Raw genomic sequence first — 18,296 nt, forward strand, 5'->3', positions numbered from 1 at the left:
TATCCGTACGTATTTAAGATAGTATGTTACAACACTCCAGAAACTCAGTAACTGATCACAGGTACGCCACAAAGTCTCCCGCTGGTCGCTTATCTCTTTGCATGATCGCGGTTTCCCGCATAGATATGCTATGGCGAAAAACCGCACTTGCACAAATCTGAAGCATCTGTGATCAGTGACGACTCAGAACTCATTGAAATATCAGTGTTGTTAACCCAGTGATCAATTACGAAACTCAACTTAAAATCAGTATAGCATAAACTGACAACAGATTATCAAAGGAAATGTACCCCCGTTCGCCAGCAGCTCTTTTTTTATGGAATGCTCCCTGCAAAGATACCTGCCTGACCAAATAACAGCGACCGGTTAACAGCGGTGTAATATACACGCTAAGTGATTCTGACAGTATCAGGAGCCGCATTTCTTATGAGTATATTTTCCAGTGGATACGAGGCATCGGACATGCAGCCGCAGTAAACTGCCGTAAACCTGCGCTTGCCTGCAAGTGCCTGGTAACAAAGCAGATACTGAAAAAATGTATCTCCCTCCCGTAGGATGACTTTTGTGAGATTTTATGAAAAGACAATGGCTTCAAGGCATGCCACATAAACAACAGCATGACAGCTTGTCAGCCATTCGCTCGATAAAATCATGAGAGATGCTGGGTAGCTTCACTTAGTCTCTTTAACTGCCACTCAAGAAGTTCTTTAAATTCTTTGAGCACATCATCCTCTTCAGAGAGGCTGCCAGCGGTTATCTTTTTAAAGAACCGCTCAGCCACGGCTCGTTGTTCCCTGCTCCAAAGCGTGGTTACTCCGGCACGCGTTGTTGAACCATCAATTTCTGCAGAGGTATAGTCCCGCCTGCCGTGAGCCCAGTTGGTCACGTGGCTGTAAAACAGAAAAAAACGGTCCAGAAGAATATACACCAGTTGCACATTGGTCACCGGACCAATACGAACCTGATCGCCCCCCACCTTCATGCCAAGAAGGTGCAAATCACCAAGCCATTTTTTCCCTTTCATGGCCGTGCCAATCGCCCCAATGACACCGCCGAGGGTAGAGAACACTCCAAAAGTAATTCCACCGGCAGCAAGGTCCACTCCTGCTCCGACAGCGGCTCCTCCCATGGCACCGGCCATGATTACCTGTTTATCAGACAGGCCCAGGAACTCCCAGGTGCGTTCACTAAACAGGTCTTCCTGGAGGATAGACTGCTGGGGTAAACTCACATTAAAAATATTGTGTTTAAACAATCGCCTGATGGCTTTCTGGGCAGCCTGCTCCTTTTTCGCAACATGCTGCTCAAAACGTTCACGGACCTTTACCCTGGCTTCTACCTCCTTGTCCGGAGTACAGGCCAGGGTCTCTGAATAGGGCAATACCTCTTCAAAAAACTCCAGCATTATAGCCACAGTCTGCCGGGTACGTGCCTGCCAGTTGGCGGTGAAAGATTGTACCACCTTGCGCAGAGCCGGCTCCCATTGCTGATCCATGGATTTCAGGCTTTCCAGCAGTTCAATGCGTTGAACATAGGTAGCTTTAGCGGAGTTGAACAAACGAGTGGAATTAAAATGTTTGCGAAAAGCCACATGCCAGTTTTCCAAAAAACCGGTCTCGTTTTCCTTGCTGTTCAAGATGGCCATTCGAGGAGCACCGGTAAGCCGAAGAATCTCCATTTCCGCACGATCGACATTACGAACAGGTCGTGAACCATCAGCCACAAAAATTACTCCTGCTCCTGCGGCAACAGGACCCAGCAACTCACAATCATCACGAAAGGCAGGATTATCTTTATGAGCCTCAATATACGCCGGGATGAGCTCTATCTCGTCTCCGGTGTAGGCCTGCATCCATTCAAGAGTTTTACGTGGATTCTGAAATCCAGGGGTATCTATGAACCGGATAATCTCCTTGCCATCGATAACCACAGGGAACGGCTGGCATTTCACAGTTTCTCCCGGTTTGGAACTGACCCGGACAGAATCGTCTTCTGCCAGCGTTGAAAGAACAGAGGATTTCCCTTCGTTGGGGTGACCTATAATAGCAAACTCAGGGACTTGATCAGACTGTTTATGCATGGGAAAAACTCACTATTTCAAGGTATGGGTCCAGCAGGTCTGCAATTTTTTTCTGCCAGATAACTATGTCCTCCTCCCTGGCAGGGGTAAGAAGGGACTGCGGGCTGGGTTTTCCAAGCAGCCACAAGGTAATTGCCGTCTCTTTGCCTGCTGCATTGCGCAAGGAACTGAGAAACTGAAGCGTTTCCTGGATCGGCGGTTGCCACCCCTCGGTTAACAGGGTGATGGCCAGGAGATCGCCCAGATCTTTTCTCTGTGTGAGATCTGCAAACAGTTTTGCATCTCCTCCCAAGTCACCGTACCGCAGTACCACAGTATGTTGCAGGCCAGTATTGGGTTGGGGATTTCCCATAAGAGAGGGAACGGCAATGTCATCGAATATCTCGTCAGGAATAAGCAGAACCACATCCTTGGGAACAGAACCAGAAACCTGCTCTCCGGTATCAGCTTCCTCCTGACTTGAAATTTCCACCGGCAATTCCTCTGGCTCTGGCTCTGGCTCTGGCTCTGGCTCTGGAGGGAAATGTACAGATGGTTCCTGGGGCTGTCCAGTCTCTTTTATCTCGGTTTTCACCCGCTTTACCGGTTGAGTAGCGGCAGTTGTCACCACCTCAGTCGTCATCCGGTGAATCACCATGTGCATGGCAGTGGATAATGTCGGCATAGAAGCGAGCAGACCACGCAGTCTCCTTCCACTCCACACATATAGGCCGATACGCGGCAGTAGGCCATAGGTGGTTACAGCAAAACATAAAAACGGCCACCAAGAGACCAGATCCTTTGTTGTCAGCAGATACAGACCTTCTTTGAGCACCATTTTGCTGCCTTCTATGGCTTCCAGGCTCGGATAAGCAAGGTGCTCCGGAACCAGCCAGCTCCAGGGAAGTGCGATCAACTGTACGAAATGGCTCAGCTGGGTTGCATTGATCTGCAAAGTGGACTGCCAGCCAAAGGCTGTATCAGTAACCAGCACTTTTCCAAGCGTTGCCAGTAACACGCCTCCATTAAAGCCTGCTCCAAAAAGTTGCAGCCACAAAAAAAACGACCAGACAAATAACGGGGTGCAGAACCCGTATTTTTGCGATGCGAGCCGTATGGAATATAAAGCATCCAGCCTGGAAGGCCCCCTTTTTCTGGCAAGCTTCTGCAGTTGCTTTTCAAGAACACTGATAAGAGACTGTTTCAGCAGGGAAAGCAACAGTGAAGCCGGCAGTTTTTTCCCCTGTATGCTGTTCATAACCAGGCAGCCAAATTGCATCACAAATATCAGTGCCTGGACAACCACAAAAAGAAAAAAATAGAAGGTCACATTAATGGGAGCTTCGCCGGAATAACTCAGCACAGGCACAGCCACTGAAATGCCGAACAGAATGCCGATGCCAAGAAAAAGCCAACGCATTCCGGTATTGACCTCCTGCCACAACTCTCCCGGCAGAACAGATTGTTCATCCTCACCTGCCAGTTTCTTTCTTCGTGCATGCAACCATCCAAGGAGCAATGTATGAGGACTTTTTCGCTCGGCTGCGGAAAGTGCCGGTGCAACAAACTGCAGGTACAGGGATCGATCACGCGTATTCAAATCGCGTTTTCCCTTGCCTGGTTTCTCCTGCTTGTCCAGGTCAAGGAGGAAAAAGAGGTCTAGAATGTCAGCAAGGTGCCATCGCTGTGCCATCAACGGTCCCCCTGGAAAGAAGAAACCAGACAGGTACTTGAAAAAGAATTGCGCAAGGAAGGTATTCTGTATACAAATCGTTTCAGATTCATAGAACCACAGTATGTATTAAAAAAACGTACACCTGAATCCACGGAGGCTCAGATCATAACGCGAGCAACACCCCAGGAGGCTGTCCGAAAATGCTCTTTTGGGGACAGCCTCCTGGGGTACAGAACTCACACATCGGGTAAAATCGGGTTTATACATAATGAAAATCCAGACAGACCACAAGGTTCTAGCACCTTCTTTGGCAAAAAACAGCAGAATTTTCCAACTCAGGCAAGGGCTTATTGCAGGCTGGCCTATCTGCCTCGGATATATCCCCATTGGAATGGCTTTCGGCGTTTTAGCCCAGCAGGCTGGCTTTCCTGCTTGGGCGGTGGGAATGATGTCCATTCTTGTTTTTGCAGGTAGTGCGCAGTTCATCTGTGTAGCCATGGTTTCATCGGGAGCATCTGCGCTGACGATTATCCTGACCACTCTGGTGGTCAACCTTCGTCATGCACTGATGAGTTCGGCCCTGGCCATCCACCTGCAAGGTGTTAACCGCTGGTTTCTCAGTCTATTTTCCTACGGCATCACAGATGAAAGCTTCAGTGTTAACATGGCCAGGTTTCGTGAGACGGATTGGTCCAGATGGAGCGGGCTGACAGTAAACCAAAGCGCCAATATCGTATGGATTCTATCAACGATAAGCGGATGCCTTATCGGTCAGTTCATCCCCAGGGGTGCCTTTGGTATTGACTATGCTCTTACGGCCATGTTCCTCTGTCTGCTGGTTTACCAGTTGCACGGCCCCATATACATCCTTACAGCGATACTGGCGGGATGTATAAGCATTCTATGGTATCTATTTTTGCCTGGAGAATCATACATTGTAGGCGCCTCAATGTTAGCTGCCACACTCGGTTACCTGATCAGACGCTGGAGAAAAAAGCCATGACCTTTTATGAATATTTTGTTCTTTTCGCAGGTATGGGCCTGGTCACCTATATACCTCGCTGGCTCCCCCTGCTCTTTCTGGCTCACAGGCGTCTTCCCCAATGGCTGATAGACTGGCTCAGTCTCATCCCTGTGGCCATTCTGAGCAGCCTATTGGCACCTATTCTGTTCACGACAGCAGAACCTCGGATCTTTTCTCCGGGTAAACCGGAACTGCTTGTTGCCATTCCGACCTTTCTTTTTGCAGTGAAAACCAAAAGCCTGGGAGGTACTGTGGTGGTTGGCATGCTACTCTATTGGCTTGCAGGTCTTTTCTTATAGCCTAACGACCTGTCATTAAATGGACTTCTCAGATCGACTCATTGCAGGACTCGGGAATACGTCCAAGGAGAAAGTATGTCTGTTCCAGACCTTTACCTTTAATATGGACGGACCTGGGGTCAGAAAACAGAAAATCATTTTCCAGCAGGAGATACAGCTCATCAGACACATTGATATACATGGGGAGGGAGAGGCTTTCAATACGTGATGCAATATTCACTGTGTCGCCAAATATATCGAAAAGATATTTATCAGTGCCCACAATGCCTCCCACCACTTTTCCGGTATGCAGTCCAATACGGATTTCCCATTTCAGATCCGCCACCAGGTTACGTCTGACCATAAAATCAATCATATCCAGGGAGACTTCTGCCATTTTATGGGCATGACGCGCGTCTGGTTCAGGTATTCCGGTTGCACACAGGTACGCATCACCTATGGTCTTCATGCGTTCACACTGATGGGCATGGGTAATTGCGTCGAAGGCTGTAAAAATATCGTTGAGTTCCTGAATAACTGTTTCAGGCGGTAATGATGAGGAAATACGGGTAAAGTTAACGATATCTACAAAACAGACCGTTACCGGATCAAAGGACTGGGGACGGCATTCCCCGGTTTGTATAAGCTCCTGGGCCACACGTATGGGCAAAACATTACGCAGCAGACCTTCAGACTTCTGTTTCTCAACCTGAAGCTGCCGGTTCTTTTCTTCAAGTTGCCGCTGCAGCTTACATAACTTCAGGTGAGTGGCAATTCTGGCCATCACCTCACCAGGGTGAAAAGGTTTGGTTATATAATCTACGCCTCCGACATTAAAAGCATGCAGCTTATCGGAGGCGCTGCCAAGTGAAGAAATAAAGATTACCGGGATATCTTCCAGAGACTTATTTTTTTTCAAGTATTTACAAAAATCAAACCCGTTCATCTCCGGCATGATAATATCGAGAAGGATCAGGTCAGGTAAACGAAATGGTGTTGTCTGCAAATAGGTAAGAGCCTGAATACCCGATCCAACAGCAGTGACATCATACCCCTGTTTCTCAAGCAGAGCGCATAAAAGCCTCTGATTAACAGGGGAATCTTCTACAACTAATATACGGGCTTGCTGGTCAACCATATGGCGCAATCAGTCTCCTGTATGGCAAAATTCCAACACGTGTAATAGCCCTCTCATGCTCCTTGTCGTGTTCGTTGACGCAGCGCCATGTCAATCAGCACCAGGGCAGCCATGGACTCAACAATTGGAACAGCCCTGGGTACCACACAGGGATCATGGCGTCCTTTTGCTTCAAGCTCTACTTTTTTACCATCAAAATCAACGGTTTGCTGAGCAACCCCTATGGTAGCCACAGGCTTGAAAGCTACCCGAAAAACAATGGGCTCGCCATTGGAGATACCACCTTGTATGCCACCACTATAGTTGGTACTGGTACCAATTCTGTCGCCTTTACGTACAAAAGGATCATTATGCTGGCTTCCTCGCATTCTGGTTCCTGCAAAGCCTGAGCCAATATCAAACCCTTTGGTAGCTGGTAAAGAAAGCATGGCCTGGGCAAATTTCGCCTCCAGCTTTTCAAAAACAGGCTCGCCCAGTCCCATGGGAACATTTCTGCACACGCAGGTAAGAATACCTCCGGTTGAATCTTTTGCATCAAGCACTTCAGCTACTCGCTGCTGCATCTGTTCTGCAGTTTGTTCATGGGGGCAGCGGATGGCAGTTGCGTCAACCTGCTGCCTGGTAATAGCCAGGGGATCAATGTCCGGAGCCTCAATATCCTCCACGGAACTCACCCACGCCACTATTTCTGTTCCGTAGTTTTCCCGCAACCATTTTTCCGCAATGGCACCGGCAGCAACCCTGCCTATGGTTTCACGGGCACTGGATCGCCCTCCGCCACTGGATGCACGTGTTCCGTATTTCATCTGATAAGTGAAATCAGCGTGTGAAGGTCTGGGAATGGTACTCATCTCACCATAATCCTGCGGCCTCTGATCCTTATTATGCACCAGCAGCATGATGGGAGTTCCCAACGTCTTACCGAATTCTGTGCCAGAATAGATCATTACCTGATCAGCTTCCTGACGCGGGGTGGTATAATCGCTCTGTCCAGGTCGACGCCGGGAAAGCTGGGGCTGAATGTCAACCTCTGTCAATTCCATTCCTGCTGGACAGCCGTCCACAACAGCTCCAACGCCCCGACAATGTGATTCTCCAAAGGTATTGACCCGGTACAGGGTTCCAAAGGTACTGGACATGACAACTCCTTGTATATATGCAAAATAAAAAAACAGACACTAGGAGTCTGTCGGAAAAAACTCTTTTTCCCCACAGTTGTGTTCTTTTCAAAAAATCAATGCTTGCCATATCAACTATATGGCTGTGCTTGATTTCCTAAAAATGCCTTATTCTGAGAAAAAATAGCAATTCTCCGACAGGCTCCTAGCTAAAAATCGTGCAGGATATCGGTTCAGTTCGCTGCCAGATGTTCAATATACCACCGTGCGGCCAAATCAAGCCCCTGGCGAACAGAATACTGCGGAGCATAGCCGAGTAATTGTCTGGCTTTGGTTATATCAGCCAGGGAGTGACGTACATCCCCGGCACGAAAGTCTCTATATACAGGCTCGGCTTTTTCAGCTTCCGCAAAGTGCGGGGCCACCCGGTCACGAATCAGTGCAAACAGTGTATTGAGTGACGTTCGTTCACCAAAAGCCACATTGTACACCTGACCAAGAGCCTGCTGGTTATCAACGGTTGCTGCCAGAATGTTTGCCTGCACACAATTCTCTATATAACAGAAATCACGGCTGGTTTCACCGTCACCGTTGATATACAGGGGCTGATTGTGCAGTAAGGCGGCAAACCATTTGGGAATAACGGCTGCGTACGCCCCCTCCGGATCCTGACGCTTACCGAAAATATTAAAATAGCGCAGACCGATACAGGGTACCTGATACGTTCTAAAAAAAACATCAGCATACAACTCATTTACCACTTTGGTCACTGCATATGGAGAAAGCGGCTTGCCGATAAGGTCTTCCACCTTGGGCAGTCCTGGGTGATCACCATAGGTCGAACTGGATGCGGCATAAACAAAACGCCGTACACCGGCATCACGTGCGCTGACCAGCATGTTGAGGAAACCACTTATATTGTTTCTGTTGGTGTTGATCGGATCTTCTATGGAGCGGGGTACGGAACCCAAGGCAGCCTGATGTAAGACATAGTCGGCATCTCTGCAGGCTTCATGGCAGGCTTCAATGTGACGGATGTCTCCCTCTATGAGTCGAAAATTCTGCCACTGCTCCCTGGTTACGCTATCGGCGACTTCATCCAGGTTATACCAGTGACCAGTGGAAAAATTATCCAGTCCGACAACCCGTTGATTCAGGCTGAGCAGAGTCTCCAGAAGATTTGACCCTATAAATCCGGCCACTCCTGTAATAAGCCAGGTAGCCGGCTTTTCCTGTAATTCTTTTAGTTGTTTCTTGTACATTTCCGTTGTAGGTTGCCCTATATATAAAATCGTAATATGTTTCCTTGTATGAGTAGCACATAACAGCTGCAATTGAAAGGTTCAAGCGGTGTATGGAGCCTCTCATGAGAAAAATTATTCACATAGATATGGATGCCTTCTTTGCTTCAGTGGAACAGAAGGACCATAAAGACCTTCGAGGCAAGCCAGTCATTGTCGGAGGAGATCCGCATGGACGTGGAGTTGTTGCAGCCTGTTCCTATGAAGCCCGGGCCTTTGGCATTCACTCAGCCATGTCCTGTGCAAAAGCACATCAACTCTGTCCTCAGGCTGTTTTCATTCGCCCGCGAAAGGATCGCTATGCGGAAGTCTCAAGGGAAATCATGATGATTTTCCATGCCTATACAGACCTGGTTGAACCACTCTCACTGGACGAAGCCTTTCTGGATATCACAAGCAACACCTGTAACCAGCCATCTGCCACACTGCTGGCGGAACAGATTCGCAGTGAAATCAAAACATCGACAGGTCTCTCGGCGTCTGCTGGTGTTTCCTATAACAAATTTCTAGCCAAAGTCGCCTCTGACCAGAATAAGCCGGACGGCCTCACTGTCATAACTCCAAATCAGGCCCGCTCCTTTCTCATGCAACTGCCCATACGAAAATTCTTTGGTGTCGGCAAAGTTACAGAGCAAAAAATGTTACGCAGGGGCATCAGACACGGCAAGGATCTACTCCGCTTCAGCAGAGAGGAACTGGTGGCATATTTCGGAAAAAACGGCAGTTTTTTCTACGATATCGTCCGCGGTATCGATAACCGTCCCGTACAGGCGCATCGTACTCGAAAATCCATAGGAACGGAAACAACCCTGCACACAGATATTCTGGAATGGCAGCAGGTCCTTGAACTGACCGTCCAACTGGCCGAAAAGGTCGGCTCAACTCTACAGCGAAAAAAGACTGCAGGTAAAACCCTGACCCTCAAGCTCCGTTATAATGATTTTACGACCATCACCCGTTCAAGGAGCAGCCAGGTAGGTTTTTTCTCCACCAGCGACATCTACCCTCTTTTGCAACCTCTGCTCCAGACCACCGAGGCAGGTCAACGAAAAATCCGATTGGTGGGTCTGACAGTCTCCAACCTGTTTGATCCGCAAACACTTCCGATATGCAGGCAACTTATGCTACCTTTCATACAGGAATTGTCACCACCGGGCAAAATAACTGAACATTCGGAGCATTTCTGATGGTTCCCAATCAATCCATACACAAAACATTATGGTTGACGTGACACTTGGCTTGGCCATCCTGCTGGCTACAGGTATGCTCTTTGCCCATATTGCCAAACAGTTTTCCCTGCCTTCTGTTACGGGCTTTATCCTCGCAGGACTGGTTCTAGGCCCATCTGGTTTTGGCTGGCTCACCGAACAGACTGTGGGGCACAAGCTAGATCACTTCACGCAGATAGCTCTCATGCTTATTGCCTTCGGCATTGGCGAGCATGTGGAGTTACGTAAACTGGGGGCCATTTCCAAACACGTATTAACAATCTGTTGCAGCCAGGCCCTTGTAACCTTCCTCCTCGTCAGTACAAGTACACTGGTTGTTTCCTGGCTGTTTGCTGCTGAACATGCCATGTCCAGCCATATCATTCTTGCCTTACTGCTCGGTGCCCTTTCCCTGCCCAGTGCTCCTGCCGCCATATTGCACATGGTTCGCGAGTTTGAAGCCAAAGGTCCGTTAACATCGATTCTCATGGCAGTGATTGCCATGGGGGATGCCCTTGCCATTATGATTTATGGCATCACACTCTCCATTGCCCACCAGCTCCAGGGAAGCGGCGCAGGTTCCCTTTTTGCAGGCATCATCGGTTCATTCTCTGAAATAGGGGGATCCATAATCATAGGTACCTGTACCGGCCTGCTGATAGATGTAACCCTGCACAAGCTGCATACCAAAGGAGAAATGCTGACTGCAGGTCTTGCGCTGCTCCTGCTGTGCGGTGAACTGACTCAGCTCATGGGATTCTCCCCTCTGCTGGCAGGTATGGCTGCCGGGTTCATACTCATCAACAGGGAGGAACGGGATGTCCGCCTTTTCAGAAACCTCAACGGGTTTGAACCCCCTATGTATGTTTTGTTCTTCACTCTGGCCGGTGTGCACCTGGACCTTTCCATGCTCTCCCAGGCGGGGTGGGTGGGCCTGACCTATTTTATAGCGAGAATAATCGGAAAATATGCAGGCAGTCGCCTGGGGGCGATGTCTTCCCATGCAGAGCCAGTGGTACGGAAATATCTTGGCCTGGCCATGATTCCCCAGGCCGGAGTGGCCATAGGGCTCGTCTTCATTTTGGCAGGAGACGCCCTTCTGGTGGATTACGCTCCCCGCATTATTCCCATTGTGCTCGCAGGAGTCGTCCTTGCCGAACTCTTTGGCCCGATTCTGGCCAGGCAGGCCTTTATCAAATCCAACGAAGTGAGTCCTGATGTGCAACAGAAGGATAGCGGTAAAGGCCAGTCCCTGCTCCACCGTGCCTTTTTTCATTCAGAAGAGCTCTCCCTTGCACCATGGACCAATGACAAACTATACCCATCCGGCGCGCCACAGGGTGTTGTCATTTTCGGCGCTGCAAATTATGCCACAGTGAGGGGGCTGGCAAGGGTCGCCACTATTCTGGCTCATCATTTTTATGCACTGCCCATGTCTGTGCGCGTACTCGAAAACAAACTGGATGAAGAAAAAATCGATCTTGCGGCAAGCAGCCGATTCCTTCCTGAAACCGACGAAGTCAATAATATGGGCTACTCCCTGCTTACCTGGGTAGAATACGGAGTGGCTGCCACACGCCTCATTGCGGCGGTTAATGCTCATCATACAAAAGCACTGGTACTTGGATATCCGCTGGGTCGAACCCCCATGGGAATACAGAAAATCGTAGACAAAGTAGCATCCAGCGTCCCCTGCCCTGTGGTGGCGGTACGTTTTGTCGGCAGGTTTTCCTCCAACAGCATCCTGGTTCCCTTTTTACATGTAAAGGAACTGGATGACCTGCTTCCCATCCTGGAAGCAATGGGCGCGGCAAGTCAGCCGGTGATCACGTTGATGCAGATGATGCCGGCTGATTGCACCCGTCAAGACCTCCAGATGATTGAACGAGAAATCTCGGAGTGGGCGGAACTCAACCTGTTAGAGTTTGATACAAACTATCATGCTGTTGCAGCCGAGTCCCGTCTGGAAGCCATCCTGAAAGAAGCTAAAAAGCATGATCTTATCATTCTGAAGGCTGTAAGAATGCATGGAGTCAACCGCTTTTTTCGAGGTTCTTTAGCCAATGCTGTGGTTAAAAACTGCAGCAACAGTGTATTTGCAGTATACAGCAACCATGATTAGATTCTCAAAGAATCAGTTCCTCTTTCTATTACGTTACAAGGTAGTTGTTTTTTATGTTTCTTCCCACCACTGCCCAGGAAGTTGCCCAACGAGGCTGGAAACAATTGGATATCATCCTGGTATCAGGTGATACATATATCGACTCTCCCTATATTGGGATTTCTGTTCTCGGAAGGGTATTGGAACATGCCGGATACAAAGTAGGTATCATTGCCCAGCCGGATACAAAATCAAATACAGACATAGGCCGTCTGGGGGAACCACGCTTATTCTGGGGAGTGAGCGGAGGATCTGTGGATTCCATGGTTGCCAACTATACCGCATCAGGAAAACGCCGCAAAGAGGACGACTATACTCCAGGAGGTAGCAATAATCGCAGGCCAGATCGGGCTGTTATTGTCTACGCCAACTGCATCCGCAGGTACTTTAAGAACACAGTCCCCATTGTTCTCGGAGGGATTGAGGCAAGTCTTCGTCGTATGGCCCATTACGATGTCTGGTCCAATTCCATACGCCGCTCGCTCTTGTTTGACGCAAAGGCAGATTACCTGCTGTACGGTATGGCGGAACGTTCCATACAGGAATTGGCAGCAGCTCTTGACAAAAACCGGCCTCCCCTGGATATTCGAGGGCTCTGCTATAAAACAGCTACACCTCCGGACCAGGCAGTGCAGTTGCCCTCCCACGAAGACTGTCAAAAAAACAAGGATGCTTTCAGTCGTTGCTTTGCCATCTTTTATGCTAACAACGATCCTCTGACGGCCAAACTTCTCTGCCAGGCACATGGCAACCAGTATCTGGTGCACACCCCGCCTCCCTTACCACTCTCCACCAGGGAACTCGACCATATACACGATCTCCCCTATGAACGGTCGCTTCACCCCTTTTATGGAAAAGACGCATCGGTCCGAGCCCTTGATACTATCCGTTTTGGCATAACCACCCATCGAGGTTGTTATGGGGAGTGTAATTTCTGCGCCATAGCTGTACATCAGGGGCGAACAGTACAAAGTCGCAGTGAGACCTCTATTCTTAAAGAAGCCAGAGCTTTTACACAACATCGGGCTTTCAAAGGTATTATCAGTGACGTTGGCGGTCCGACCGCCAATATGTACGGCATTGAATGCAGCAAAAAAATACAGCAAGGAAGTTGCTCAGACAAACGTTGTCTGTTCCCGGAAAGATGTCCTGCCATGCCGATACATCACAAGAAACAAATTTCCCTGTTGCGTAAACTCCGAGCATTACCTGGAATAAAAAGAGTATTTGTCGCTTCCGGTATTCGCTATGATATGATTCTGGAAGATCGCTCCCACGGCCTTGCCTACCTTAAGGAACTTGTGCGCCATCACATTTCCGGCCAGATGAAAATCGCACCTGAACACAGTACGCCAGAGGTTCTCAAAGCCATGGGAAAACCAGGGGCAGAAAGTCTGATCAGTTATCGAAAATTGTTTCAGCAGGTTGTCCAGGATGAGAAGCAGCAGCTGTTTCTCACATATTACATGATTGCTGCACACCCTGGTTGCAAAATAGAGCACATGAGAGAATTGAAAAAATTCTCCCGGCGGGAACTGCGTCTGTTGCCCAGGCAGGTGCAGATATTCACCCCTACGCCTTCGACCTGGTCAACCTTAATGTACTGGACCGAAAAAGATCCCTGGTCCGGCAGACAACTTTTTGTTGAAAAGAATACATCTAGAAAAGAACACCAGAAGAATACATTTCTCTCTCCAGGTCCGCAGCAATCTGATCGCAAGCCGCGCAGACCGGGGAAAACACGAAAAAAGAACGCATAAGCCGGATATTTCACAAGCAGTAAAGGGATCTCCCCAATCAGGCATACATGAAAGGATATACCGGAAAACTAGCTGTGAATAACAAGTGGAAACAATATGGCAGGGAAGGAATGGCATGGCTGCTGCTTCTTCTCCGGTTCGGTGTGGGACTCACCATTATGTACAGCGGATGGAAGCTGATGCGGGATGATATGTATTACGGTGTATCTTTAACCGACGACAACATCACCCCGATCTTCATTTTTCTTGTAGGTGTCTACTGTAGTTTCAGCGGACTGCTGAATAAATTTAAGAAATAAGGAATTCCAGGCACACCTTCTTGTACAGGGATGGTGCACCTGGAATTCTTCGCAAAAAGCAGCACAAACTTGGCCATGACATCAATTGGCTGAATAGCTCACCAGTTTTCTGTAGAGTGTTTTGCGGCTGATCCCCAGCGTATCTGCGGTCTTCTGCCTGTTGCCATCAAAAAATTCCAACATTTTCAGGATATGCTTTCTTTCAACAGACTCAAGACTCAGGGCATCCTCGTTTCCCTCTGACTGGATAACCAGCTCACGGGGCAGACAACGCTCTGTTATAATGTAATTTTCAGCAAGAATAATTGAACGCTCGATGACATTTCTCAGTTCCCGGACATTCCCGGGCCAGTCATATCGCAGCAGGCAATTCATGGCACTGTCCACGACCCTGTACTGACTGCCATCAGGGCTGAGGGTGGTTAAAAAATAATTAACCAGCAGAGGCAGGTCTTCTTTACGTTCCGACAACATGGGAACTTTAATATTAAAAGCGTTGATACGATGAAAAAAAGCTTCGTTAAAACGGCCACGCTCCACTTCTTCAGCCAGATTGCGGTTCGTGGCAAAAAGAAAGCGGATATTTACCTTACGCTCTTCTTTTTCACCCACCCGCCGGTAGGTCTGGGTTTCCAGGGCTCTAAGTAAAGACGCCTGCACTTCCAAAGGTAATTCACCGATCTCATCAAGAAACAATGTGCTTTCGTGGGCAAAGGCCATGAGGCCATCTCTGGTATCTGTGGCACCGGTAAAAGACCCCTTTACATGTCCGAACAATTCACTGCGGGCCAACTCTTTCTGCAGGGAAGCACAGTTTTTAATAATCATGGGACTATCGGCACAGGCTGAGCGCTGATGAATGAGCCTGGCGATAACATCCTTGCCTACGCCCGATTCTCCGGTTATCAGTACTGGTATTTTTGCAGGAGCCACCTTTTCCACCAGAAAAAGGATTTCCCGTACAGATTTTGAGTTGCCGATATAGGTCACCGGCGACTCCTTGCTTTCCGCTCGTTGCCGGAGCACGGCATTTTCTCTGGATAAGACCACCTTATGGTGTGCCTTTTCCACAACCAGATCGAGCCGTTCCAGATTAAAGGGCTTGCGAATAAAATCATAGGCCCCCAATTTCATGGCATCTACAGCGATATCAATATCACCATGCCCGGTGATCATGATAATCTCCACATTGGCCAGCGTCTCTTTGAGTTTTATAAGGAGTTCAAGTTCTTTAACATCGGGCAGACGCAAATCCATGATAATGATATCAAAACGGTGCTCACGAACCATCTCCATGGTTTCCCGGGCATCTGCGGCAACGAAAAGTTCACGGCGGGAAGTGGCTAGTTCTTTTTGTAGTAGACGACGTATTGACTCTTCGTCGTCTACAATCAGTACTGAATATTTATCTCTATCCATTTATGATTGTATCCCTGGTAGTGTGACAACAAATGATGTGCCTTCTCCCTCGGTACTTTCAACGGTAATCTCACCCTCATGACTATTTACAATTGTATAGCATGTGGACAGGCCGATTCCAATACCCTTACCCACAGGTTTGGTCGTAAAAAACGGCTCAAAGAGCTTGTCAATAACTTCGGAAGGAATGCCATCACCAGAATCTTCAACAATTAACTGCACTCCTCTCCCTTCCTCAATCCGTGTATGCACAACAATGGTTCCCCCCTCTGCTGCGGCATCTACGGCATTGGTCAACAGGTTTATGATCACCTGTTTCAGCTGTGATTCATCTCCCATGATCAAGGGAAGCTGCTCAACCAGCTTGGTCTCAACTGTTAAATCATGTCTATCTTTAAATAGATGTTTTAATATGAAAAGCGTATCAGTTACACACTGATTAATGTCAACTGGTCTCCGGCTTGAAGAAACCGGTCTGCTGAAGGTAAGCAGGGTTTGGACAATATCGCGACATCGATAACATTCCTTGATAATGGTATCGATGTATTCCTTGAAATCGTCCCGGTCATCTGGCTCCATCTTACCCTCAATGCGACCAATCCGTCTCTTCAGCCCTTCAGCAAATCCACTGATTGCAGTCAGTGGATTATTGATTTCATGGGCCACACCCGCGGCCAGGGTCCCGACCGTGGCCATCTTTTCAGCCTGGTAAAATTGTGCCTGAAATTCTTTTTCCAAGGTCACATCACGTTTGAAGAGCAACACCTGACGTTCACCGGTGGGCTCGGATTTCAACGGAGAAGCTATAATTTCGAACTGCCGGAATTTTCCATTCACTTTGTAAATGCAGTGATCCTTGACAATCTCATCCCGGTCCAGAGAACGCAGGGCCGGACAATCGTCACAGGTGGATAAATTACCACGAAACATCTCATAACAATACCGCCCCACAGGATCCAGGTCTGCAAACCAGTCACGAAACACGTGATTCACCTGCTGAATACGCAGATCTTCACTGAGTACCACCATCATATCGGTGATCCCGTCGAGAACGGCTTGCATTTCCTTGCGCTTTTTCTCCAATTCTATATTGGATTTCCTCAGCAGTTCAACTTTCTGCTGCAACTCCTGGTAAAACCCCTGTTTACAGTGTTCTATACCAATAAGATCATGCAGGGTAGTAGTTGGAATCATCTACCACACCTCCTCACATATCTTGAGAAATTCCTGCCAGGAAGCAGGTCGTGGATTAGTCAGGTTGCACACATCATGCACAGCCATTTTACAGATAGGCTCCATGTACTGTTTTCCTTCCTCGTCAATGATATCGCTTAAGCGAAGAGGTACATCAAAAGATGCAAAGAACTCATCCAGGGCATCAATACCGGCACGGGCAAGATCGACGTCAGCCCCTTTATGCTTTTTCACCAGTATTTTTCCTATGCCAGCCAGCTTTTCAATGCAGAATTTCATGTTGAAACGCATAACCTCGGTCAACAATATCGGATGAATCACGCCATGGCGCATATCAAAATGCCCTCCCAGGGAGTGAGCCAGGGCATGTTCAGCTCCCAGTCCGGCATTACTGAAGGCCATGGATGCCGATACCGATGCGGAACTTAACTGTTCCAACGCATCCAGACTTCTGGTCCGCACAGCGCACTTGAGGTGGCGATAAATCAGTTCAATTGCCTTGAGAGACTGCATTTCAGTAAAAGGAGAAGCAATACGTGAAAGATAGGCTTCTATGGCATGGGCCAGGGCATCCACGGCAGATTGTATGATCAACCTTTCACTCTTTGTCCGCAAAATCAGTGGATCAACAATGGAAATATTGGGGACAAGTGTCCTGGTAATGATGGACATTTTTACCCCTCGCTCCACATCCGTAATTATGCAGAACTGGGAAATATCTGACCCACTTCCCGCGGTGGTGGTTATAAAAACCATGGGTGGCAAGGGACGCTGCACCTTATTGGCCCCCTCATAATCACGTATCCTGCCGCCGTTACTGGCCAGGATGGCAATGCCCTTCGCGGTATCCATAGGGCTGCCGCCACCAATGGCAATGATTACATCTGTGCCATTTTTCAAATACAGCTCTGCGCCCTGCTCCACCTGAAAATCCCTGGGATTGGAGGTTACACCCGGATAATATACCCACTCAATTCCTTCCTTACTGAGGATATTCATCAATCGCTCAAGCCATCCAGCTTCCTCGATCCCCTCATCGCTGACGAGAAAAACCTTTTTTGCACCCAGTCTGCGAGCGCATAGTCCGGCATAGTTCAGACTTCCGCGTCCAAAAATAATTTCAGGAACTGCGAACTTAGTTATAGCCATTGTTGGTCATACTCCTTAATTGTACGGGGCCTGAAGACATCAGTATCCACCCGGAAATGGACAGTAACGGAAGCCGGTTGACGTTATGCGGATAGTCAGACGTACATCTCCAGGAACTGGAGCCTGGAAGGAAATGCTCTGTACCTTCATAGCATATTCCATACCGGAACCAATGCCTTCAGCCTATTTTGAGACATTTTTTCCCGCTCTTTTTTTATATCCAGATATCAGCCAAATACACTGACCATGCTGCCAGGTCTCCCTGAAAGATAAAAATTCTGGTAAATTACGCAGGAAAATCAAGGCGTTTTTGACCCGCATCACCCACGAAGCGGGTCAAAAAAACACATTCCTCCTAGATATAGTTCTCACTTCCTGCTTTTTTTTCAAGGACTCTGCGAAAACTTACTTTCAATTCTCCCAGGGATTTCAAGGTAAATAACGCTCCTGTTCGTAGGTCAGCCCAGAAAAACAGGCAGGATCTCACAGCAAATAGTAGTTTAAAAACAGAAG

General features: G+C 48.3%; 14 protein-coding genes. 6 read left to right on the top strand and 8 right to left on the bottom strand.

From position 1 onward, the window contains the following. Nucleotides 1-649: 649 nt before the first annotated feature. Nucleotides 650-2,080, bottom strand: coding sequence for a GTPase/DUF3482 domain-containing protein (locus G493_RS0117725; RefSeq protein WP_028581485.1), 1,431 nt, complete (start codon nt 2,078-2,080; stop codon nt 650-652). Next, nucleotides 2,073-3,752 (bottom strand): DUF2868 domain-containing protein, encoded by a 1,680-nt coding sequence (locus tag G493_RS0117730; RefSeq protein ID WP_028581486.1) that lies wholly within the window; start codon nt 3,750-3,752, stop codon nt 2,073-2,075. The genes G493_RS0117725 and G493_RS0117730 overlap by 8 nt, the downstream gene beginning before the upstream one ends. 250 nt (nt 3,753-4,002) lie before the next feature. On the opposite strand from G493_RS0117730, the gene G493_RS0117735 reads away from it, so the two are divergent. Further along, nucleotides 4,003-4,737: an AzlC family ABC transporter permease gene (locus tag G493_RS0117735; RefSeq protein WP_084813637.1), complete on the top strand. Its 735-nt coding sequence runs from the start codon at nt 4,003-4,005 to the stop codon at nt 4,735-4,737. Next, nucleotides 4,734-5,057 (top strand): AzlD domain-containing protein, encoded by a 324-nt coding sequence (locus G493_RS0117740; RefSeq protein ID WP_028581488.1) that lies wholly within the window; start codon nt 4,734-4,736, stop codon nt 5,055-5,057. Before G493_RS0117735 ends, G493_RS0117740 begins: the two co-directional genes overlap by 4 nt. A 28-nt stretch (nt 5,058-5,085) precedes the next feature. Here G493_RS0117740 and G493_RS0117745 read toward each other — a convergent pair whose 3' ends face one another. The 3 genes from G493_RS0117745 to G493_RS0117755 form a co-directional block, all read right to left on the bottom strand. Next, nucleotides 5,086-6,174, bottom strand: a complete 1,089-nt coding sequence (locus G493_RS0117745) for an adenylate/guanylate cyclase domain-containing protein (protein WP_028581489.1) — start codon at nt 6,172-6,174, stop codon at nt 5,086-5,088. A gap of 53 nt (nt 6,175-6,227) precedes the next feature. Continuing rightward, nucleotides 6,228-7,313, bottom strand: coding sequence for a chorismate synthase (gene aroC / locus G493_RS0117750; protein ID WP_028581490.1), 1,086 nt, complete (start codon nt 7,311-7,313; stop codon nt 6,228-6,230). Nucleotides 7,314-7,525: 212 nt separating this feature from the next. Next, a complete protein-coding gene (locus tag G493_RS0117755; protein ID WP_028581491.1) occupies nt 7,526-8,554 on the bottom strand; it encodes an NAD-dependent epimerase/dehydratase family protein in 1,029 nt (342 codons plus the stop codon). 104 nt (nt 8,555-8,658) lie between these two features. Between G493_RS0117755 and dinB the strand changes: the two genes are divergently transcribed. From dinB to G493_RS0117775, 4 genes are read left to right on the top strand one after another with little or no spacing between them, the layout of a single operon-like run. Further along, nucleotides 8,659-9,780 (top strand): DNA polymerase IV, encoded by a 1,122-nt coding sequence (gene dinB / locus G493_RS29910; protein ID WP_084813635.1) that lies wholly within the window; start codon nt 8,659-8,661, stop codon nt 9,778-9,780. A gap of 31 nt (nt 9,781-9,811) precedes the next feature. Then, on the top strand, nt 9,812-11,923 hold the full coding sequence (locus G493_RS0117765; RefSeq protein WP_028581492.1) for a cation:proton antiporter: 2,112 nt from the start codon (nt 9,812-9,814) through the stop codon (nt 11,921-11,923). Between the two features lie 53 nt (nt 11,924-11,976). Next, nucleotides 11,977-13,722 carry a YgiQ family radical SAM protein gene (locus tag G493_RS29915; RefSeq protein ID WP_051309476.1) on the top strand — a complete coding sequence of 582 codons (1,746 nt, stop codon included), beginning with the start codon at nt 11,977-11,979 and terminating at the stop codon, nt 13,720-13,722. Nucleotides 13,723-13,769: 47 nt separating this feature from the next. Continuing rightward, a complete protein-coding gene (locus G493_RS0117775) occupies nt 13,770-14,021 on the top strand; it encodes a hypothetical protein (protein WP_028581493.1) in 252 nt (83 codons plus the stop codon). Nucleotides 14,022-14,102: 81 nt separating this feature from the next. On the opposite strand, the gene G493_RS0117780 is transcribed toward G493_RS0117775, so the two are convergent. From G493_RS0117780 to G493_RS0117790, 3 genes are read right to left on the bottom strand one after another with little or no spacing between them, the layout of a single operon-like run. Continuing rightward, nucleotides 14,103-15,440 (bottom strand): sigma-54-dependent transcriptional regulator, encoded by a 1,338-nt coding sequence (locus tag G493_RS0117780; RefSeq protein ID WP_028581494.1) that lies wholly within the window; start codon nt 15,438-15,440, stop codon nt 14,103-14,105. Then, on the bottom strand, nt 15,441-16,634 hold the full coding sequence (locus tag G493_RS0117785; protein WP_028581495.1) for a two-component system sensor histidine kinase NtrB: 1,194 nt from the start codon (nt 16,632-16,634) through the stop codon (nt 15,441-15,443). Beyond that, entirely contained in the window at nt 16,635-17,783 is a 1,149-nt protein-coding gene (locus G493_RS0117790) for an iron-containing alcohol dehydrogenase (protein ID WP_028581496.1), read from the bottom strand. Nucleotides 17,784-18,296: the final 513 nt, after the last annotated feature.

It is taken from the genome of Desulfogranum japonicum DSM 18378, assembly GCF_000429945.1.
Taxonomy (GTDB): domain Bacteria; phylum Desulfobacterota; class Desulfobulbia; order Desulfobulbales; family Desulfobulbaceae; genus Desulfogranum; species Desulfogranum japonicum.